This window comes from Roseomonas sp. SRI_022 (genome assembly GCF_057586215.1).
In genome coordinates, this window is sequence record NZ_JBYCZL010000026.1 from 1 (window position 1) to 19335 (window position 19335).

The window sequence follows — 19335 nt, forward strand, 5'->3', positions numbered from 1 at the left end:
AACCGGCGCAGCAGGCCGGCACCGGGACCACGCCGCCGGTCGCCCGTCCGCAGGAACGCAGCCAGTCGGTAATGAACACGCTCGAACGGCTGCGCACCACGCAGCAGCAGGACCGCCCGCCGACCGCGCGGCCCAACCCGTCGGGCAGCCCGCAGCAGGGTGGCGGCAGTCCGACCGGGACCGCCGCACTGACCCAGGGCGAGATCCGCGGCATCGCCGACCAGATCTCCGAATGCTGGAATGTCGATCGCGGCATGCTCGGGCTTGATACGATCGTCGTCGAACTGCGCGTGCAACTCGACAGCCAGGGCGTCGTTCGCAACGTGGTGCCGAATGGGTCGGCGCCGTCCGACCCGCGGGCGCGTTCCGTCTACGAATCAGCGCGGCGTGCCCTGATGTCGCCGCAATGCAACCCGCTGCGCGTCCCGCCCAGCAAGTACCAGACGGTGATGTCGTCCATCTTCCGCTTCAATCCCAGGGGCCTTGTCCGATGAACCCAATCTCCCCCTTCGCGGCCACGCGCCGCCAGGTGCTGATCGGCGCCGGTGCCGGCCTCGTCGCACCGGGCATCGTCGCCACGCCGCTTTCCGCCTATGCCCAGGGCGCGGTGATCGACATCACCCGGGCGCGGACGGATCCAATTCCGGTGGCGATCCCCGACCTGGCGGGCGGCGGGGAAGGTGCACGCGTCGGGCGCGACATCGCCCGCGTCATCCAGGCCAACCTGCGCAATTCCGGGCTGTTCCGCCCGGTGGACCGGCAGGCCTTCATCCAGACCGCGGAGGCCGCCGCGCAAACGCCGCGCTTCCAGGACTGGCGCGTGATCGGCGCCCAGGCGCTGGTGACCGGCCGCGTCGTGGAACAGGGCGGCCAACTGCGCGTCGAATTCCGCCTGTGGGACGTGCTGCCCGAGACGCAGCTGCAGGGCACCGCCTTCACCGCGCCGGCGGCGAACTGGCGGCGTATCGCGCATCTGATCTCGGACGTGATCTATGAGCGTCTGCTTGGTGAGAAGGGCTACTTCGACACCCGCGTCGTCTATGTCAGCGAAACCGGCCCGCGCGACCGTCGCGTCCGCCGCCTCGCAATCATGGACCAGGACGGGGAGAATCATCGCTTCCTGACCGATGGGCGCTTCGCGGCGCTGACGCCGCGCTTCCATCCCTCGGCCGAGCGCATCGCCTTCATGTCCTATCGCGACCGCGGCCAGCCGCAGGTGGTGCTGTTCGATATCAATTCGGGCAGCCAGCAGGCGCTGGGCAATTTCCCGGGCATGACGCTGTCGCCGCGCTTCTCGCCCGATGGGCGATCTGTGGTGCTGTCGGCCACGCGCGGGGGCGACGCCAACATCTACATCGTCGATCTCGGCAGCCGGCGCGAACGGCAGCTGACGAGTGGCGGCGGGCTCGACGTCTCGCCCTGCTTCTCCCCCGATGGCACGCAGATCGTGTTCAATTCCGATCGCGGCGGCGACCAACAACTTTATGTGATGGATGCGGGCGGCGGGAATGTGCGCCGCATTTCCTTCGGCAACGGTCGCTACGCGACGCCGGTCTGGTCGCCGCGCGGGGATCTCATCGCCTTCACCCGCTTCGGCCGCGGCGGCTTCGCCATCGGCGTCATGCGCCCGGACGGGTCGGGTGAGCGCATCCTGTCGGAAGGCTGGCAGATGGAAGGCCCGACCTTCGCGCCGAACGGCCGCGTGCTGATGTTCTACCGGGAAAGCCGGGCGACGGATTCCCGCGGCGGCGGGTATTCCTCGCGCATCGTGTCGATCGACATCGCCGGCTTCAACGAACGGCCCATCGCCACCCCGACCGATGCTTCCGACCCCGCCTGGTCGCCGCTGCTGTCCTGAATTCCTCGCCGCGCCACGCTTGACCGCGTGGGCGGTGGGTGCTTACCCCCATACCTGTCCCATTCCTGTACCGGGAGATCCCCCACCATGACGACCCGCCTTTTCGGCGCCGTTGCGGCCCTCGCCCTTCTGGCTGCTTGCTCGAACACCGATCAGAACGCTGCCGCGACTGGCGCGGGCAACACCATCCGCCCGGGCAGCCAGGAAGACCTCGTCGCCAATGTCGGCGACCGCGTCTTCTTCGACTTCGACAGCTCGCAGGTCCGCGCCGACCAGCGCCCGGTGCTGCAGCGCCAGTCCGAGTGGATGGGCCGCTACCCCGACGTCCGCGTCCAGGTCGAAGGCCATGCGGATGAGCGCGGCACGCGCGAGTACAACCTCGCGCTCGGCCAGCGCCGCGCCAATTCGGCGCGCGACGTGCTGGTTGCTTCGGGCGTCAATGGCGCGCGCGTCAGCACCATCTCCTACGGCAAGGACCGCCCGGCCGCGCTGGGTTCGGACGAGTCCGCCTGGGCCCAGAACCGCCGCGCCGTCACGGTCGTCCAGTAAAGGGGAGGGGCCTGGCCGCAAGGTCGGGCCCGCCGCCGCGCCATGGCCCTTCGCCTTCCGCTGCTCGCCGCCGTTGCCGTCCTGCCCCTGCTCGCGCCGCTGCCGGCGCGTGCGCAGATGGACAGCCGGGAAGGGATCGCGCTGCAGAACCAGATCCTGGAACTGCGCCGCGACCTGGATGCGATCCGCCGCGGCGGTGGTGGTGGCGTCGCCGCGCCTTTGCCCGCGCCGTCGCGCGGCGGTGGCGGGGCGCCGCAGGAATTGCTTCAGCAATTGCTCGCCCGTGTGGGTGAGCTCGAAGAGCAGGTCCGGCAATTGCGCGGCCAGCTCGACGTCGCCCAGAACAGCAATCGCCGCCTGAGCGAGGATGTCGAGAAGCTGCGCGGCGACATGGATTTCCGCCTCCAGCAGTTGGAAGGGGGTGGCCGGCCGGCCGCACCGCGCCCTCCGCAGGGGCCGGCGGCCGCTCAGGCCCCGGCCCCGCAGCCTCAGGCGCCCGCAGCCAGCCCGCCCCCAACCGGCCCGCGAACCGCTGAACGCGCGATTGCCGAAGGCCAGACGGCTCTCGGACGCCAGGATTTCGCCGCCGCCGAGGCCGCGGCGCGTGAGGTGCTGCAGGGCCGCCCCGGCCCGCGCGCCCAGGACGCCAACCTGCTGCTGGGTGAGGCGCTGCTCGGCCGCCGCCAGTTCCAGAACGCGGCGCTCGCCTTCAACGACGCCTACAACGTGAACCGCCGGTCGTCGCGCGCACCCGAGGCGCTGCTCGGCCTGGCGAATTCATTCCAGGGCTTCGGCGCGCGGCGCGAGGCCTGCGACACGCTCGATCAGTTGCGGTCGGAATACACGCAGCTTTCCGGCGCGCTGGCGCAGCGGGTGGCCGACAGCCGCCGCCGCGCGCAGTGCCGCTGAGCCGCACTTGGGGATAGCCCCTTCCTTTCCGAGGATGATTTCGCCGGCCTGATGCGTCCGCTCGGGCCGTTCGGCCCGGCGCCGCGCCTGTCCGTGGGTGTCTCGGGCGGGCCGCACAGCCTGGCCCTGGCGATCCTGGCCGATGCCTGGGCGCGACGGCGCGGGGGGGATGCGCTGGCGCTGGTGGTGGATCATGGCCTGCGCCCCGAAAGCGCGGCGGAGGCGGCGCATGTCCGAACGCTGCTGGCCGGGCGGGGGATTGCGGCGCGGGTGCTGGCGCTGGGGCTCGGTCCCGGGCCTGCGATGCAGGAACGGGCGCGGGCGGCGCGGCTCGCGGCGCTGGCGGCCGCGTCGGCGGCGGGGGGGCGGCCCTGGCTGTTGCTTGGCCATCATCGCGGCGATCAGGCGGAGACGGTGCTGTTCCGGGCGCTACGGGGCAGCGGGCCGGCGGGTCTCGCGGCCATGGCGCCGGCGCGCGATGCCGGCGCGGTGCTGCTTCTGCGGCCGCTGCTGGGGGTTTCGCCGGCGGCGCTGGAAGCGGTGCTCGCCGCCGCCGGCATCACGCCGGTGCGCGACCCTAGCAATCTTGACCGGCGCTTCGCCCGCATCCGGCTGCGGCAGGCCCTGGCCGATCCGGACGGGACAGGACCGGGCGTCGCGGCCCTGGCGGAGGCGGCAGCGGCCTTCGCAATGCGACGGGAACGGGCCGAAGCGGCGCTCGCGGCGCGGTTGGCGGCCGCCGCGGAGATGAGGCCCGAAGGCTTCGCCCGGATCCGGCCGGGCGCGCTCGGCGGCGATACGCTCGCCGTCGAGGCGCTGGCTTGGCTAGTCCGGCTGGTCGGTGGCGCAGGCTTCCCGCCCGCGCGGGCCCGGACGACGGCGTTGCTGGCGGCAGGGGGCGGGACGCTGGCGGGGGCTTGGCTGCGGCCGGCCTCAGGCGGGACCTGGCTGCTCATCCGTGATCCCGGTGCCTTGGCAGGGCCGGTCGAGGCTGTGGCCGGTGCGCGGTGGGACGGGCGCTTCCGGCTGCGCGGCCCGGGTAGGGCCGGCTGGCGGCTTGGGGCACTTGGGGACGGGGCCGCTGCGTTGCGTGGGCTGACTGGCCTGCCTTCGGCCGTGCTGCGCGGCATGCCCGCGATTCGCGATCCAAACGGCGTGCTGGCCGCGGTGCCCGGCATGGACTATCCTTCATCCGATGCCTGCGCGCCCTTCGTGGTGGCGTTCGCTCCCGCAATGATCGGGCGCGCGGGGGCGGAGATTTCGGGTCGGCCATTCAAGCACGGTCAACCCGACCCTATGTTCAATGCGGAAGGCCCGGGGGACGCTCCCGCCGGCACGGAGACGGACAACAGCAGTGAATAATTTCGGCCGGAATCTTGCGCTCTGGGTGATCGTCGCCCTGCTGCTGGTGGCGCTCTTCAACCTGTTCCAGCCTTCGGGCGCGGGACGGGCTGGCGCGCAGCAGGTCGCCTATTCGGATTTCCTGAACGAAGTGAATGCCGGCCATGTGCGGGAGGTCTCGATCCAGGGTCGTACCCTGTCGGGCACGCTGAGCGACGGGCGAACCTTCCAGACCTACACGCCCGAGGACCCGGCGCTGGTCTCCCGCCTGACCGAGAAGAACGTGCGCGTCGTCGCGCGGCCTGAGGATTCCGACGTCAACCCGCTGCTGCACTACCTGATGTCGTGGTTCCCGATGCTGCTGCTGATCGGCGTCTGGATCTTCTTCATGCGCCAGATGCAGGGTGGCGGCGGGCGCGCCATGGGTTTCGGCAAGTCCAAGGCCAAGTTGCTGACCGAGAAGCAGGGTCGCGTCACCTTCGACGACGTCGCTGGTATCGAGGAAGCCAAGGGCGAACTCGAGGAGATCGTGGACTTCCTGCGCGATCCGCAGAAGTTCCAGCGCCTCGGCGGCAAGATCCCGAAGGGCGTGCTGCTGGTCGGCCCGCCGGGCACCGGCAAGACGCTGCTGGCGCGGTCCGTCGCGGGCGAAGCGAATGTTCCGTTCTTCACCATTTCCGGTTCCGACTTCGTCGAGATGTTCGTCGGCGTCGGCGCGTCGCGCGTGCGCGACATGTTCGAACAGGGCAAGAAGAACGCTCCCTGCATCATCTTCATCGACGAAATCGATGCGGTGGGTCGTCATCGCGGCGCCGGCCTCGGTGGTGGCAATGATGAGCGCGAGCAGACGCTGAACCAGATGCTCGTGGAGATGGACGGCTTCGAATCCAACGAGGGTGTCATCATCATCGCCGCGACCAACCGGCCGGACGTGCTGGACCCCGCGCTGCTGCGCCCAGGCCGCTTCGACCGCCAGGTGGTGGTGCCGAACCCCGACGTGATGGGGCGTGAGAAGATCCTGCGCGTGCACATGCGCAAGGTCCCGCTGGCGTCCGACGTCGATCCGAAGGTGATCGCGCGCGGCACGCCGGGCTTCTCCGGTGCGGATCTCGCCAACCTGGTGAATGAGGCGGCGCTGCTCGCCGCGCGCACCGGCCGCCGCACCGTCGGCATGCATGAATTCGAGCAGGCCAAGGACAAGGTGCTGATGGGCAGCGAGCGCCGTTCGCTGGTCATGTCGGATGCCGAGAAGCGCATGACCGCCTATCACGAGGCCGGCCACGCGCTGGTCGCGATGCACGAGCCGGAATGCGACCCCGTCCACAAGGCGACCATCATCCCGCGCGGCCGTGCGCTGGGCCTCGTGATGTCGCTGCCGGAAGGCGATCGCTACTCCAAGCACAAGTCCAAGCTGAAGTCCGAACTCGCCATGGCGATGGGCGGGCGCGTCGCCGAGGAACTGATCTTCGGGCCGGACAAGGTGTCGAACGGTGCGTCCGGTGACATCAAGATGGCGACCAACCAGGCGCGGATGATGGTCACCGAATGGGGCATGTCCGACGTGATCGGCATGATCGCCTATGGCGACAACAGCCAGGAGGTCTTCCTCGGCCATTCGGTCACGCAGACCAAGAACCTGTCGGAGGCGACGGCGCAGAAGATCGACGGCGAGATCCGCGCCATCATCGACGGCGCCTATGCGCGGGCCAAGACGATCCTGTCCGAGCACATGGACGAACTGCACCTGCTGGCGAAGGGCCTGCTGGAGCACGAGACCCTGTCGGGCGACGAAATCCGGCACGTGATCCGCGGCGAGCCCGTGGTGCGCAACCGGCCGGATGAGCCGGTGAACATGGGGCGTGGCTCGGTGCCGTCGGCCGGGCGGGCGACGACGCCGCGGCCGCCGGGGCTGAACCCGGGGCCGGCGCCAGCGACCTAAGGGAGATTGGAGGGGCGCTGCCCCTCCAAGCCACCGCGCCAGGGTGCAGTGCACCCTGGACCGCCGGTATTTGGTGCCGGGCCTTCGCGGCGTCTCCGTTGCCAAAATTCCCCCGGTGCAATCGGCGCTCCGATCGGGCAAAGCGCGCCCATGATCACTGGCCGCTTCGTCGAACCCCTGGGCCTCATCACCGGCCCCGTCGCCTTCCACGCCTTGCGCGAAGGTTTCGCGCTGCCTCTCCAGGGCAGTGACATCGCCTTCGCCTTCGTTCGCCTGATCGAGGACGGCGAGGATCTCGGCGTCGGCCCGATCCGCGAGGTGCCGGAGGATTGGCAGGAGGCGATGCACGCCATCGCCCAGCGCCCCGCGCCTTTCGCGGGCCTGACCACCGATGGTCCGATCGTCATGGGCGTCATCAACGTGACGCCGGACAGCTTCTCCGACGGCGGCCGACATTTCGACGCGCAGGCCGCCATCGCCGCCGGCCATGCGATGCTGGAAGCCGGCGCCGACATCCTCGACATCGGTGGGGAATCCACCCGACCCGGCGCCGGTGCCGTGACGGCGGAGGAGGAGATCGCGCGCATCCTGCCGATCGTCCGTGAACTGGCGAAGGCAGCCCCGGTCAGCATCGACACGCGCAACACCGCGACGATGCGCGCGGCACTCGATGCGGGGGCGGAGGTGATCAACGACATCTCCGCCCTGCGCCATGATCCCGACGCGCTGCGTCTTGTCGCGCAGTCGGAGGTCCCGGTCGTGCTGATGCACATGCCGGGGGACGATCCGGCGACGATGCAGTTGCTCGCCGAATATGACGATGTGGCGGTGCAGGTGGCGGGCTTCCTGCGCGACCGCATCGCCGATTGCGAGGCCGCTGGCATCGCGCGCGGGCGCATCGCGGTCGATCCCGGCATCGGCTTCGGCAAGACCATGGCGCACAATCTGGCGCTGATCGACCGGCTGCCGCTGATCGCCGCGCTGGGCTGCCGGGTCGTGCTCGGCGCATCGCGCAAGCGCTTCATCGGCACGCTGTCGGGCGTCGCGGAGGCCGGGCAGCGTGTGCCGGGCAGCGTCGCCGCCGCGCTGGCGGGGGCGGCGCGCGGGGCCTCCGTGTTGCGCGTTCATGATGTCGCAGAGACGGTGCAGGCGCTCGCGGTGTGGCGCGCCTGCGCCATGGGCCGTGCGCCGGAATAAGGGCGCCCGCTACAGCGTCTGCTCCCAGGCTTCGGGAAAGAGCCGGTAACCGCCCGCCTCGCGCGCCAGATGCGCGGTGGCGGGGAAATGCAGGTGCATGCCGGCGATATGGGTCTTCTCCGTCGCCACCATGTCGAAGACGCGGCGGCGGGTCGCGGCCGCCTGGGGCGGGTCCACGTCGAACAGAATGGTAACCTCGGGGCGCGGCACCTGCACCTCCGGCAAATGGACGATGTCGCCCCAGATCAGGAGGGATTGCCCGCCCGAGGCGATCAGGAAGCCGCAATGCCCCGGCGTATGGCCGGGGAAGTGCATGGCGGTGACGCCGGGGAACACCTCCTGCCCATGCGTGAAGAAGCGCTTGCGGTCGGCGTAGGGGGCGATCTGCCGCTGCGCCATTGGGAAATAGGGACCGCCCGTGGGCACGCCCTGACCGGAGCGCAACACTTCGGCCTCGGCCTCCGCGCTGGTCCAGTAGGCGTGCTCGGCCTCATGCATCGCGAGTTCCGCCTTGGGGAAGGCGGCGGTCCCGTCGGCGGTGGCGAGGCCGTTGGAATGGTCCGGATGCAGATGCGTCATCAGGACGGTGTCGATCGCCTCCGGCGCGATGCCGGCGGCGGCGAGGTTGCGGGGCAGTTGCCCGGAACTCTTCTGCATATGTGTCCCCGCGCCGGTGTCGATCAGCGCGACCCGGCCGCCCGGGCCATGAATGATGAAGCAGTTGAGCGAGGTGCGCCGCGGCACCGGCCGGAACACGGCGCGCAGCATGTCCGAGGACTCCTCGACGCCGATGTTCTGCAGCACGGCCATCGAGCCTTCAAGGAAGCCGTCGCTCACCACGGTCAGCACGATGTCGCCGACTCGGCGGTGGTGAATGGCGGGAACCTGCTGGGTCGGTGGCTCGGTCATGGGGTCGCTCATCCTGCGTTTCCTGGGGCCGAAGCAGAGCATGCTGGCGCCACCGCGCCAAACCGCCCCGGCCTGCGGGCCGTGCCCGAGGCTTCTCAAGCGGCCCGCCGTCGCTGTAGGGATGACGGCAGAGGACCCAGTCATGCCCAAGGACAACGCCACGACCCCACCGCCCACCCGTCGCCTGTTCGGCACGGATGGGATCAGGGGGACCGCCAACCGGGCACCGATGGATGCGGCGACGGCGCTGCGCCTCGGCCAGGCGGCGGGGCGGTATTTCAACCGTGGCGCGCATCGGCACCGGGTGGTGATCGGCAAGGACACCCGGCTGTCCGGCTATATGCTGGAACCGGCGCTGACCGCGGGCTTCGTGGGCGCGGGGATGGATGTCGTGCTGGTCGGCCCGCTGCCGACGCCGGCCATCGCGCTGCTGACGCGTTCGCTGCGCGCCGATCTCGGGGTGATGATCAGCGCCTCCCACAATCCCTATGAGGACAACGGCATCAAGCTGTTCGGTCCGGACGGGCTGAAGCTGACCGATGACCAGGAATGCGAGATCGAGGCGCTGATGGCCGGCGACCTGACCGCGGCCCTGGTCGCCCCCTCGCGGCTTGGTCGTGCCAGCCGGCTGGAAGATGCCCCCGGCCGGTATATCGAGGCTGCCAAGCAGTCCTTCCCGCGCGGTCGCACGCTCGAAGGCCTGCGCATCGTCGTCGATTGCGCCCATGGCGCCGCCTACAAGGTCGCCCCCACCGTGCTGTGGGAATTGGGGGCGGAGGTGGTGCCGCTCGGCGTCGCGCCGGACGGGTTCAACATCAACAAGGGCGTCGGATCGACCGCGCCGGCGGCGCTCGCCTCGGTGGTGCAGGAACGCCGCGCCGATCTCGGCATCGCGCTCGATGGTGATGCGGATCGCGTCGTGCTGGTCGATGAACGCGGCCAGGTGGTGGATGGCGACCAGATCCTCGCGCTGGTCGCGCAGTCCTGGCACGCCCAGGACCGCCTGCGCGGCGGCGCGGTCGTGGCGACCGTGATGTCCAACATGGGGCTGGAACGCTTCCTCGCTGCGCGCGGGTTGGGGCTGCTGCGGACCGCTGTGGGCGACCGCTACGTCGGTGAACGCATGCGGGAGACCGGCTGCAACCTCGGCGGTGAGCAGTCCGGCCACATGATCATGCCGGATTTCGGCACCACCGGGGACGGGCTGATCGCGGCGCTCCAGGTGCTCGCCGTGCTGGTCGAGGAAGGCCGCCCCGCCAGTGACGTGCTGCGTTGTTTCGCCCCGCTGCCCCAGCGCCTGGTCAATGTCCGCTACGCGGGCGCCTCGCCGCTGAACGATGAGGGTGTGAAGGCGGCGATCGAGGCGGAGGAAGCGGCGCTCGGCGCGCGCGGTCGCGTGCTGATCCGCGCCAGCGGCACCGAGCCGGTGATCCGCGTCATGGCCGAAGCCGAGGATGAGGCCCTGGTCGAAAGCACTGTCGCGCGCCTGGCGGAGGCCATCCGCACCAAGGCGCGCGTGGCGTGAAGGGCCGCGTCCTGATCGTCGCCGGCAGCGATTCCGGCGGCGGTGCCGGCATCCAGGCGGACATCAAGGCGGTGACCGCGCTGCGCGGCTTCGCCATGACGGCGATCACCGCGCTGACGGCGCAGAACACGCTCGGCGTGCACGGCGTGGCCGGCGTGCCGATCGACTTCATCCGCCAGCAGATCGCGGTGGTGCTGGACGATCTCGGCGCCGATGCGATCAAGACCGGCATGCTGCATGCCGTGCCGGTGATCGAGGCGGTGTGCGAGGAAATCGCCGTCCGCGCCCGCGGCATTCCGCTGGTCGTCGATCCCGTGATGATCGCCAAGGGCGGCCACCCGCTGATCGATGCCGATGCGGTGGCGACGCTGAAGGCGCGGCTACTGCCGCTCGCCACCGTCATCACGCCGAACCTGCCGGAGGCCGAGGCGCTGATCGACCGCCCCATCCGCAACCTGGCGGAGATGCGCGCGGCGGCCGAGGCGCTGCGCGGGCTCGGCGCGCCGGGTGTGCTGCTGAAGGGCGGGCACATGGAGGGCGAGGTCCTGACCGACCTGCTGGTGACCGCCGACGGCATCGAGGAGTTCACCGCCACGCGCATCGCGACGCGGCACACCCATGGCACCGGCTGCACGCTGGCGAGCGCGATCGCGACGGGCCTCGCGCAGGGGATGTCGCTGCGCGAGGCGGTGATGCGCGCCCGGTCCTACGTGCTGGCGGCGATCGCGGCGGCGCCGGGCTATGGCGCGGGGCACGGGCCGCTCGACCACGGCGTCACTTTCGATCCGTCCCGGCTGCCTGGTTAGCCAGGGCTTCACCCATTGCCGCGCATGCTGCGGCATGGCCCTTTCGCTGACCCAGGTGCAGGCGCTGTTCGGGGTGTCGTCATCCGGCACGGCCTCCGGCTTGGCCGCCGAGGCGATCCCGGCGCTGCGTCGCGCCACGGCCGAGGGTGCGGAGGCCAAGGGCATCGCACGGGAAAGGAAGGACCCCGTCACCCTTTCGGCGCTCGCGCAGTTCCGCACCGCGCTCGACAAGGCCGGCACGATCGAAAAGGCGTTGCAGGATCCGCGCATCCTCAAGGTGCTGCTGCCCGCGCTGGGGCTTTCAGAGCAGGAGGGCAATCCGGGCCTGGTGCGTCGCGCGCTGTTGTCCGATCCGAATGACAGCAAGGGCTTGGCGGCGCAGCTCGGCTCCACCTGGCGGAACGCGGCGGCGACGCTTGGCGTGCATGCCACAGGCCTCGACGGCCTGCGCAACAAGGCGATGGTCGAGACGCTGTCCAACGCCTATCTGAAATACCAGTACCGTACAGGCCTCGATGAGCGGCAGGCCGGGTTGTCGGACGCGCTGTACTTCCTGGAAGCCGCCCGCAAGGCGGATGACGTCTTCGACGTGCTGGGCGATCCGGTGCTGCGGCGGGTGGTGACGGGAGCGCTCGGCCTGCCGGACCAGATGGCGATCCAGCCGGTGGAGACCCAAGGTCGCGCGGTCACCGCGCGGATGAGGATTGAAAGCCTGCAGGATGACAGGACCGTGCGGAAGCTCGCCGAGCGCTACCTGGTCGCAGCGGCGGGCACAGGTGCCAGCGGCATGGCGGCGAGTGACCCGCTGCAATCCATCGCGTCACTGTCGCTGCGGTTATAGGCCGGCTGCCTGGCGCCTTGCCCAGCTCTGCGGTGGCGCAAACGCCATCACCCGCCCAGCTGTTCCCAACTGGACGGGATCGGCACCAAACGAAGCCGAAGCCACGCCGACGGCCAAGCCGCAGTGCACGTCCTCGGGCTTTGCCCCCGGTCGGATTCGGGATAGGCGGACCGTAAAAGGCTCGCCTATACCCAAAGGATCAGGCCGTGGGGGCCTTGCGCCGACGATACGCCATGCCGAGGCCGAGCAGGCCGGCACCGAACAGCGCAAGCGTGGCGGGCTCGGGAACGGGAGTGGCCGAGAGCTGGGCGCCGGCGTTGATGGAACCCAGGCCGCCGGTGAAGGACAACACCATCACGATGGTCTCGGAGTAGGAGCCGCTCACCGCGGTCGGATCGCTGGAACTGGCCTGGCCGCTCGTCGCGAACGCGTGCGAGAACAGGGGGGTCGTCTGCCCGAACGCGGTATTCGCGTCATCCACGAAGCTGGAGATGGTAACGCCCGCGCCACCGCCAAGCAGGCTCGTCAGCGCGAAGTCGCTCACGAGGCCGCCGCTGTTCGCCGTCACGTCGGTCTGCGTGAAGGACAGACGCAGCAGCAGCGCAGGCGCGCCCGCGACGGTTGCGGCGTTCGCGGTAACCGAGAGGCCAGGCTGCGGTATCGTGGGGTCGCCGAGCGCGGTGTTGATGGACACGCCCACCCCAGCGCCCGAGAAGGAGGCTGCGACATTGCCGAGGGACAGGTTCAGATCCCCCGCCCCTTGGTCAGTCACGGTACCGATGGTCACGTAGCCACCGCCCGTATTGGCCTCGGCCCTGATCGTGATGGCCGCGTCGGCGCGGGATGCAGCCAGCAATCCGGCTGCTGCCACCGCCGTCAGGAGAACATGTTTCATATCGTCTCTCTCTCCACTTCTATCGGCTCAGTGCGGTCGTCTCCGAAGCACTCCCCGGACGGCTCAGGAAAAAGCAACCGTCGTGCCAGAGAATTTGTATCGATAATTCAAGTAGTTAATCGACCCCATGCCTCTGGATGCGTCGCGCTGTAAGGTTCTCCGACGGCGGCGGCGGCCAGGCGGTGGTGCTTGGCGGGTCGACGCGCCGCCCTCCGGCCAGCGGAATTTTGCGGCGCCGATACATGCGGCCCTTGATCGCGGCTTCCGCCGGCGCTAGCTCCCGTCCCGGGCCACGCCCCCCCACCGGGGCGCATCCGCTTCTGGAAGGGAGCCGCATCATGGCAATCGCCACCCGCAAGCCGGGACTCCGTCCCGCGAACCCGCATTTCTCATCCGGTCCTTGTGCCAAGCGTCCCGGCTGGACGCTCGCCGCGCTTGAGCCCGCGCTGCTCGGGCGCAGCCACCGTGCCAAGGACCCCAAGGCGCGCCTCGCCGAGGTGATCGATCGCTCCAAGGCGGTCCTCCGCATGCCCGCCGATTGGCGGCTGGGCATCGTGCCGGCCTCCGATACCGGCGCGGTCGAGATGGTGCTGTGGTCGATGCTCGGTGCGCGCGGCGTCGATGTCCTCGCCTGGGAATCCTTCTCGAAGGAATGGGCGACGGATGTCGTCAAGCAGCTGAAGCTCAAGGATGCGCGTGTGCTGGAAGCGCCCTATGGGCAACTGCCGGACCTCGCGCAGATCGATCCGGCGCGCGACGTGGTCTTCGTTTGGAACGGCACGACCTCGGGCGTGCGTCTGCCGAATGCGGACTTCATCAAGGCGGACCGCGAGGGCCTCGCCATCTGCGACGCGACCTCGGCTGCCTTCGCGATGGACCTGCCCTGGGACAAGCTCGATGTCGTCACCTGGTCCTGGCAGAAGGTGCTGGGCGGGGAGGCCGCGCATGGCATGCTCGCGCTGTCGCCGCGCGCTGTGGCGCGGCTGGAATCCTTCAACCCTGATCGTCCGCTGCCGAAGATCTTCCGCATGACCAAGGGCGGGAAGCTGATCGAGGGCATCTTCAAGGGCGAGACGATCAACACGCCGTCCATGCTCTGTGTCGAGGACGCGATCGACGGGCTGAAATGGGCCGACGCCGTCGGCGGGCTGAAGGGGCTGATCGCGCGGTCGGAGGCGAACCTCGCCGCCATCGCACGCTGGGTCGCGACGAAGCCGGGCTACGACTTCCTCGCCAAGGATCCGGCGACGCGGTCCTGCACGTCGATCTGCCTCAAGATCACCGCGCCCTGGTTCACCGTGATGGGGGCGGAGGCGCAGGAAGCGGCCGCCAAGAAGCTCGCCTCCCTGCTCGAGAAGGAAGGTGTCGCGCTCGACGCTGGCGCCTATCGCGACGCGCCCCCTGGGCTGCGCATCTGGGGCGGTGCCACCGTGGAGACCGCCGATATCCAGGCGCTGCTGCCGTGGCTCGACTGGGCGCTCGCCGTTGTCGAAACCGAGATCGTGGTGGCCTGAGCGATGCCGAAGGTTCTCATCTCCGACAAGCTCAGCCCCGCCGCCGTCCAGATCTTCAAGGACCGCGGCATCGAGGTGGACTTCAAGCCGGGTCTCTCCCCGGCCGACCTGCGCGCCATCATCGGCGCCTATGACGGGCTCGCGGTGCGCTCCGCCACCAAGGTGACGCGCGAACTGATGGAGGCCGCGCCGAACCTCAAGGTCGTCGGCCGCGCCGGCATTGGCGTGGATAATGTGGATGTGACATCGGCGACCGCGCGCGGCGTGGTGGTGATGAACACACCCTTCGGCAACGCCATCACCACGGCCGAGCATGCCATCGCCATGATGTTCGCGCTGGCCCGCCAGATCCCCGACGCCAGCGCCTCCACCAAGGCCGGCAAATGGGAGAAGAACCGCTTCATGGGCGTCGAGCTGTTCGGCAAGACGCTTGGCCTGATCGGCTGCGGCAATATCGGTTCCATCGTCGCCGACCGCGCGTTGGGGCTGAAGATGAAGGTCATCGCCTTCGACCCCTTCCTGTCGGAGAAGCGCGCCGTCGAGATCGGTGTCGAGAAGGTCGAACTCAACGACCTGATCGCGCGTGCCGATATCATCACGCTGCACACGCCGCTGACCGAGCAGACGCGCAACGTCATCTCCCGCGACGCCATCGCGCGGATGAAGAAGGGTGCGCGGCTGATCAATTGCGCCCGCGGCGGTCTGGTGGACGAAGCCGCCCTCGCCGAGGCGCTGAAGTCCAGCCATCTCGCGGGTGCGGCGCTCGATGTGTTCGAGACGGAACCGGCAACCGACAGCCCGCTCTTCGGCCTGGAGAATGTCGTCTGCACGCCGCATCTCGGGGCGGCGACGGCCGAGGCGCAGGAGAACGTCGCCCTGCAGGTGGCCGACCAGATGGCCGATTTCCTGCTGACCGGCGCGGTGTCCAACGCCATCAACATGCCGAGCGTGACCGCGGAGGAAGCGCCGCGCCTCAGGCCCTACATGGAACTGGCGCGGCTGATCGGCGGTATGGCGGGGCAACTCACCGCCGCGCAGGATGGCGCGATCAATGCGATCCGCGTCGAATATGAAGGCCATGCGGCGGAACTGAATCACCGTCCGCTGACGGCCGCCGTGCTCGCCGGCGTGCTGACCCCGCTGATGGGTGCGGTGAACATGGTCAACGCCCCTGTGCTCGCGAGGCAGCGCGGTATCGAGGTCGCCGAGACCACCGTCGAACGCAGCGGTGAATACCAGACGCTGGTGCGCCTGACCGTCGTCACCGACCGTTATGAAAAGTCGATCGCCGGCACGCTGCTGGCCGAGAACAAGCCGCGCCTCGTTGCCATCAAGGGCATCGCGGTCGAGGCCGATTTCGCACCGCACATGCTCTACGTCACCAACCAGGACAAGCCTGGCTTCATCGGCCGCTTCGGCATGGCGTTGGCCGATGCGGGGGTGAACATCGCGACCTTCCACCTCGGGCGTTCGGCGCCGGGTGGTGATGCCGTCTGCCTTGTCGGCCTGGACGGGCCGATGCCGGAAGGCGTGCTGGCCGGGGTGCGGAAGCTGCCGCTGGTGGTGCAAGCGACGGCACTGGCGTTCTGAACAGGGGCCGGAGGGGCGCTGCCCCTCCGGTGCTCGTCAGCGGATCACGACACCCGACTCGCTGCCGGCGGCCCGGGTCAGGATCGGGGCGATGGATTCCATCATCCACATCCGCGGCAGGTTGGTGAGCCGTTCCAGCGTCGCGTCCGGCCCAAGGGTGAAAACCGGATTGGACAGCGCCGCGCGGATCGCCGCCTGGTTCCCGCTCTGCAGTGGTCCCACCGCGGCGGCCAGCGCGGCCGAGGCCTGGCCGGGCAACACGTCCAGAGGAATGCCCACCGCCTCGCGTTCCTCGCGGATCGCGGCGGCGACCTGGGACCCATAGCGCATCGGCAGGGCGATCGAGGTGGCCGGGTCGCGCATGCCAGCGACCGCGGCCTCGAACTGAGCGAGGGCCGCGGCGGTCTCGGCGGGCTTGCCGCGATACTGGCTCATGTCGCCGAAATTGCGTTCGGCATAGGCGAGGTTCAGCCGGACGTTGTTCGGCTGGAAACCGGCGCCGCCATAACTGAAATCGGGCGGTTGCGACGCGCAGGCCACGAGCGCGCCCGCCAGAAGCCCCAGGACGATCACCGACCTGCGCTGCATTCCATCCTCCATGCCAACCGGCGCACGGACAGGATGCCCCAGCGCGGGGCGATCGCAAAAGGGACGGAACGTCAGGCCAGGGCCCAGATCGCGACACCGATCAGGCCCCAGAGGGGCAGGGCCAGCAACAGGCCATTGGCGAAGCCGCGGCCGGGATTCTCGAACCGCGGCAGCGTCTCGGCCTCGGCGACGGCATGCGCCGGAACGGTGATGGAGGCAGTGGCCTCGGACATGACATTCTCTCTCCCGCCATGGGATTACCCTTGAGAACACCCTGCGGCGGAAATGGTTGACGGGCCGTGAAGCCGATGCCGCCTTTGTGCAGCCGCGCCATGGCCGTGGCCCGGCCAAGTCATGGCGGAATCGCGGCGCCGGTCGGCCCCGCGCGCGCAGGGGTTGCCCGGGGGCGGGCGCCCTGCCACACCCTCGGCCGGCCATGACCGACGACCTGCCCAATCCCGCCCTGCTGCCCGCGGGCCTCGCCGACCTCCTGCCGCCCGAAGCCGAGCGGGAGGCCGACCTCGTCGAGGCGATGATGGGCGTCTTCGCCGCCCATGGTTATGAGCGTGTGAAGCCGCCCCTGCTGGAATTCGAGGACAGCCTGCTGGCTGGGTCCGGCGCGGCGGTGGCTGAACAGACCTTCCGCCTGATGGACCCGGTCAGCCAGCGCATGATGGGGCTGCGGGCGGACACCACGCCGCAGGTCGCGCGCATTGCCGCCACACGGCTCGGAGCCCAGGCCCGGCCGCTGCGGCTCTGCTACGCCGGCCAGGTGCTGCGGGTGCGTGGGACGCAGCTCGCCCCGTCCCGCCAGTTGCCGCAGGCGGGCGTCGAGCTGATCGGCGGCGCCGCCCCGGCCGCGGATGCCGAGATCGCGGTCGTCGCGGTCGAGGCACTCGCTGCGGTCGGCGTCACCGCGGTCAGCCTCGATGTGACGCTGCCGACCATGGTGCCGGCACTGATGGATGATGCCCGGCTGGCACTGGCGTTGCGCTCCAGCCTTGCCCGCGCGCTCGACCGCAAGGACAGCGCGGCGGTGGCGACGCTGGTGCAGGGCCAGGCCGGCGCGCTCGCCGCCCTGCCGGGGCTGATGGCGGCGACCGGGCCGGCCGATGGCGCGCTCGCCGCGCTGGAGGCGGCCGAACTGCCGCCCGCCGCCCGTGCCATCGCCCGCAATGCGGCGGAGGTGCTCTCGGCCATCCAGGCGCGCGCGCCGGGGCTGCGCATCACCCTCGACCCGGTCGAGTTCCGTGGCTTCCGCTACCACACTGGCGTGGCCTTCACGTTGTTCGGCGCCGGCATGTCGGGGGAACTCGCCCGTGGTGGGCGCTACGTCTCGCAGAATGACGAGCCGGCGACGGGCATGACGCTGTACCCCGACGCCGTGCTGCGCGCGGCCCCTTCGGTGGCGCCGAAGCCGCGCCTGTTCCTGCCGATGGGGTCGGATGGCGCGGCCTTCCGCGCCCAGGGCTTCGCGACGGTCGCCGCACTCGCGCCCGAGGACACGCCGCAGCGCCTGCGCTGCACCCACGAACTGAAGGACGGCGCGGCCGTCCCGATCCTGGTGAAGGACTGAACGACCATGGCCAATGTCGCCGTGATCGGCGCCCAGTGGGGCGACGAGGGCAAGGGCAAGGTGGTGGACTGGCTCGCCAGCCGCGCCGACATCGTGGTGCGCTTCCAGGGCGGCCACAACGCCGGCCACACGCTCGTGGTGGGCAACGAGACCTACAAGCTGTCGCTCCTCCCTTCGGGCGTCGTGCGCGGCAAGCTCGGCATCATCGGCAATGGCGTCGTGCTGGACCCGGAAGCGCTGCTCTCCGAGATCGAGCGCGTGACCGCGCAGGGCCTCAAGGTCAGCCCTGACAATCTCCGCATCGCCGAGAACGTGCCGCTGATCCTTCCGCTGCACCCCGCGCTCGACAAGGCGCGCGAGGCCGCGCGCGGCGAGGACAAGATCGGCACCACCGGCCGCGGCATCGGCCCGGCCTATGAGGACAAGGTCGGCCGCCGGTCGATCCGCCTGTGCGACCTCGCCGAACCCGAGACGCTGTCGGCCAAGCTCGACGAATTGCTGCTGCACCACAACGCGCTGTTCCGCGGCCTCGGCGCGCCGGAATTCACCAAGCAGGAGTTGCTCGACGGCCTGCTGGCCCTCGCGCCGAAGCTGCTGCCCTATGCCGAGCCGGTCTGGGAGCGCCTGGACGGCGCCCGCCACACCGGCAAGCGCGTGCTGTTCGAAGGCGCGCAGGCGGTGATGCTGGATGTCGATCACGGCACCTACCCCTACGTCACCTCCTCCAACACCGTCGCGGGCAATGCGGCGGGCGGGGCGGGCATCGGGCCGGACGCGATCGGCTTCGTCCTCGGCATCGCCAAGGCCTACACCACCCGCGTCGGCTCCGGGCCGTTCCCATCGGAGCTGTTCGACGCCACCGGCAAGTTGCTGGGTGAGCGCGGGCGCGAATTCGGCACTGTCACCGGCCGCCCGCGCCGCTGCGGCTGGTTCGATGCCTGCATGGTGCGCCAGGCGGTGAAGGTCGGCGGCATCCAGGGCCTGGTGCTGACCAAGCTCGACGTGCTGGACGGGCTGCCGGAACTCAGGATCTGCACCGGCTACCGGATCAACGGGGAAGTGGTGAAGCGTCTGCCGGCCGCCTTCCGCGCCCAGTCCGCCGCCGAGCCGATCTTCGAGACGATGGCCGGCTGGGCTGGCTCCACCAGGGGCGCGCGGTCCTATGCCGAATTGCCGGCGGAAGCGGTGAAGTACGTCCGCCGCATCGAGGAACTGGTGGAAGCGCCGATCGTGCTGCTGTCCACCAGCCCCGAACGGGACGACACGATCATGATGCGGGATCCGTTTGCGGGGTGAAT

Annotated in this window: 17 protein-coding genes and 1 pseudogene; 14 read left to right on the plus strand and 4 right to left on the minus strand. The window is 70.0% G+C overall.

The window, feature by feature from the left end; translation table 11 throughout:
* The 7 genes and pseudogenes from AC2YHJ_RS21670 to folP all read left to right on the plus strand — a co-directional run.
* A pseudogene (locus AC2YHJ_RS21670) lies at positions 1–494 on the plus strand (hypothetical protein); the annotation flags it as partial.
* On the plus strand, positions 491–1858 hold the full coding sequence (tolB, locus tag AC2YHJ_RS21675) for a Tol-Pal system beta propeller repeat protein TolB (RefSeq protein WP_487398256.1): 1368 nt from the start codon (positions 491–493) through the stop codon (positions 1856–1858). The pseudogene AC2YHJ_RS21670 and the gene tolB, both read left to right, overlap by 4 nt.
* Before the next feature lie 87 nt (positions 1859–1945).
* A complete protein-coding gene (gene pal / locus AC2YHJ_RS21680; protein WP_487398257.1) occupies positions 1946–2407 on the plus strand; it encodes a peptidoglycan-associated lipoprotein Pal in 462 nt (153 codons plus the stop codon).
* 42 nt (positions 2408–2449) lie between these two features.
* Complete coding sequence (locus tag AC2YHJ_RS21685; protein WP_487398258.1) at positions 2450–3316, plus strand: tol-pal system YbgF family protein; 867 nt, start codon at positions 2450–2452, stop codon at positions 3314–3316.
* 51 nt (positions 3317–3367) lie between these two features.
* Positions 3368–4678 carry a tRNA lysidine(34) synthetase TilS gene (tilS, locus tag AC2YHJ_RS21690; RefSeq protein ID WP_487398259.1) on the plus strand — a complete coding sequence of 437 codons (1311 nt, stop codon included), beginning with the start codon at positions 3368–3370 and terminating at the stop codon, positions 4676–4678.
* Positions 4671–6596 carry an ATP-dependent zinc metalloprotease FtsH gene (ftsH, locus tag AC2YHJ_RS21695; RefSeq protein WP_487398260.1) on the plus strand — a complete coding sequence of 642 codons (1926 nt, stop codon included), beginning with the start codon at positions 4671–4673 and terminating at the stop codon, positions 6594–6596. The genes tilS and ftsH overlap by 8 nt, the downstream gene beginning before the upstream one ends.
* Positions 6597–6746: 150 nt before the next feature.
* Complete coding sequence (gene folP, locus AC2YHJ_RS21700; protein WP_487398261.1) at positions 6747–7793, plus strand: dihydropteroate synthase; 1047 nt, start codon at positions 6747–6749, stop codon at positions 7791–7793.
* Between the two features lie 9 nt (positions 7794–7802).
* On the opposite strand, the gene AC2YHJ_RS21705 is transcribed toward folP, so the two are convergent.
* Complete coding sequence (locus AC2YHJ_RS21705; RefSeq protein WP_487398262.1) at positions 7803–8714, minus strand: MBL fold metallo-hydrolase; 912 nt, start codon at positions 8712–8714, stop codon at positions 7803–7805.
* Between the two features lie 130 nt (positions 8715–8844).
* On the opposite strand from AC2YHJ_RS21705, the gene glmM reads away from it, so the two are divergent.
* From glmM to AC2YHJ_RS21720, 3 genes are read left to right on the plus strand one after another with little or no spacing between them, the layout of a single operon-like run.
* A complete protein-coding gene (gene glmM / locus AC2YHJ_RS21710) occupies positions 8845–10227 on the plus strand; it encodes a phosphoglucosamine mutase (RefSeq protein WP_487398263.1) in 1383 nt (460 codons plus the stop codon).
* Positions 10224–11033 (plus strand): bifunctional hydroxymethylpyrimidine kinase/phosphomethylpyrimidine kinase, encoded by an 810-nt coding sequence (gene thiD, locus AC2YHJ_RS21715; protein WP_487398264.1) that lies wholly within the window; start codon positions 10224–10226, stop codon positions 11031–11033. Before glmM ends, thiD begins: the two co-directional genes overlap by 4 nt.
* Before the next feature lie 34 nt (positions 11034–11067).
* Complete coding sequence (locus AC2YHJ_RS21720; protein WP_487398265.1) at positions 11068–11874, plus strand: DUF1217 domain-containing protein; 807 nt, start codon at positions 11068–11070, stop codon at positions 11872–11874.
* 199 nt (positions 11875–12073) lie between these two features.
* Here the strand turns inward: AC2YHJ_RS21720 and AC2YHJ_RS21725 are convergent, their stop codons facing one another.
* Entirely contained in the window at positions 12074–12769 is a 696-nt protein-coding gene (locus AC2YHJ_RS21725) for a PEP-CTERM sorting domain-containing protein (protein WP_487398266.1), read from the minus strand.
* Positions 12770–13107: 338 nt separating this feature from the next.
* Here AC2YHJ_RS21725 and AC2YHJ_RS21730 point away from each other — a divergent pair, with 338 nt between their 5' ends.
* Together AC2YHJ_RS21730 and serA are read left to right on the plus strand one after the other, a co-directional pair.
* Entirely contained in the window at positions 13108–14283 is a 1176-nt protein-coding gene (locus tag AC2YHJ_RS21730) for a phosphoserine transaminase (RefSeq protein WP_487398267.1), read from the plus strand.
* Between the two features lie 3 nt (positions 14284–14286).
* Entirely contained in the window at positions 14287–15873 is a 1587-nt protein-coding gene (gene serA / locus AC2YHJ_RS21735) for a phosphoglycerate dehydrogenase (protein WP_487398268.1), read from the plus strand.
* Between the two features lie 36 nt (positions 15874–15909).
* On the opposite strand, the gene AC2YHJ_RS21740 is transcribed toward serA, so the two are convergent.
* Positions 15910–16461: a hypothetical protein gene (locus AC2YHJ_RS21740; RefSeq protein WP_487398269.1), complete on the minus strand. Its 552-nt coding sequence runs from the start codon at positions 16459–16461 to the stop codon at positions 15910–15912.
* Positions 16462–16532: 71 nt separating this feature from the next.
* On the minus strand, positions 16533–16694 hold the full coding sequence (locus tag AC2YHJ_RS21745; RefSeq protein ID WP_487398270.1) for a hypothetical protein: 162 nt from the start codon (positions 16692–16694) through the stop codon (positions 16533–16535).
* A gap of 203 nt (positions 16695–16897) precedes the next feature.
* Here AC2YHJ_RS21745 and AC2YHJ_RS21750 point away from each other — a divergent pair, with 203 nt between their 5' ends.
* Both AC2YHJ_RS21750 and AC2YHJ_RS21755 read left to right on the plus strand, forming a co-directional pair.
* On the plus strand, positions 16898–18037 hold the full coding sequence (locus AC2YHJ_RS21750) for an ATP phosphoribosyltransferase regulatory subunit (RefSeq protein WP_487398271.1): 1140 nt from the start codon (positions 16898–16900) through the stop codon (positions 18035–18037).
* Between the two features lie 6 nt (positions 18038–18043).
* The gene (locus AC2YHJ_RS21755) at positions 18044–19333 is read left to right on the plus strand and encodes an adenylosuccinate synthase (RefSeq protein ID WP_487398272.1); all 1290 of its coding nucleotides are present in this window, start codon (positions 18044–18046) and stop codon (positions 19331–19333) included.
* Positions 19334–19335: the final 2 nt, after the last annotated feature.

Bases quoted from the DNA above. Each gene is read 5' to 3' on its own strand.
- AC2YHJ_RS21745 (WP_487398270.1), bottom strand. From the start codon at position 16,694: ATGTCCGAGGCCACTGCCTCCATCACCGTTCCGGCGCATGCCGTCGCC.
- glmM (WP_487398263.1), top strand. From the start codon at position 8,845: ATGCCCAAGGACAACGCCACGACCCCACCGCCCACCCGTCGCCTGTTC.
- AC2YHJ_RS21705 (WP_487398262.1), bottom strand. From the start codon at position 8,714: ATGAGCGACCCCATGACCGAGCCACCGACCCAGCAGGTTCCCGCCATT.
- AC2YHJ_RS21750 (WP_487398271.1), top strand. From the start codon at position 16,898: ATGACCGACGACCTGCCCAATCCCGCCCTGCTGCCCGCGGGCCTCGCC.
- tilS (WP_487398259.1), top strand. From the start codon at position 3,368: ATGCGTCCGCTCGGGCCGTTCGGCCCGGCGCCGCGCCTGTCCGTGGGT.
- folP (WP_487398261.1), top strand. From the start codon at position 6,747: ATGATCACTGGCCGCTTCGTCGAACCCCTGGGCCTCATCACCGGCCCC.
- AC2YHJ_RS21740 (WP_487398269.1), bottom strand. From the start codon at position 16,461: ATGCAGCGCAGGTCGGTGATCGTCCTGGGGCTTCTGGCGGGCGCGCTC.
- AC2YHJ_RS21725 (WP_487398266.1), bottom strand. From the start codon at position 12,769: ATGAAACATGTTCTCCTGACGGCGGTGGCAGCAGCCGGATTGCTGGCT.
- AC2YHJ_RS21685 (WP_487398258.1), top strand. From the start codon at position 2,450: ATGGCCCTTCGCCTTCCGCTGCTCGCCGCCGTTGCCGTCCTGCCCCTG.
- AC2YHJ_RS21755 (WP_487398272.1), top strand. From the start codon at position 18,044: ATGGCCAATGTCGCCGTGATCGGCGCCCAGTGGGGCGACGAGGGCAAG.
- AC2YHJ_RS21730 (WP_487398267.1), top strand. From the start codon at position 13,108: ATGGCAATCGCCACCCGCAAGCCGGGACTCCGTCCCGCGAACCCGCAT.
- tolB (WP_487398256.1), top strand. From the start codon at position 491: ATGAACCCAATCTCCCCCTTCGCGGCCACGCGCCGCCAGGTGCTGATC.
- AC2YHJ_RS21720 (WP_487398265.1), top strand. From the start codon at position 11,068: ATGGCCCTTTCGCTGACCCAGGTGCAGGCGCTGTTCGGGGTGTCGTCA.
- pal (WP_487398257.1), top strand. From the start codon at position 1,946: ATGACGACCCGCCTTTTCGGCGCCGTTGCGGCCCTCGCCCTTCTGGCT.
- serA (WP_487398268.1), top strand. From the start codon at position 14,287: ATGCCGAAGGTTCTCATCTCCGACAAGCTCAGCCCCGCCGCCGTCCAG.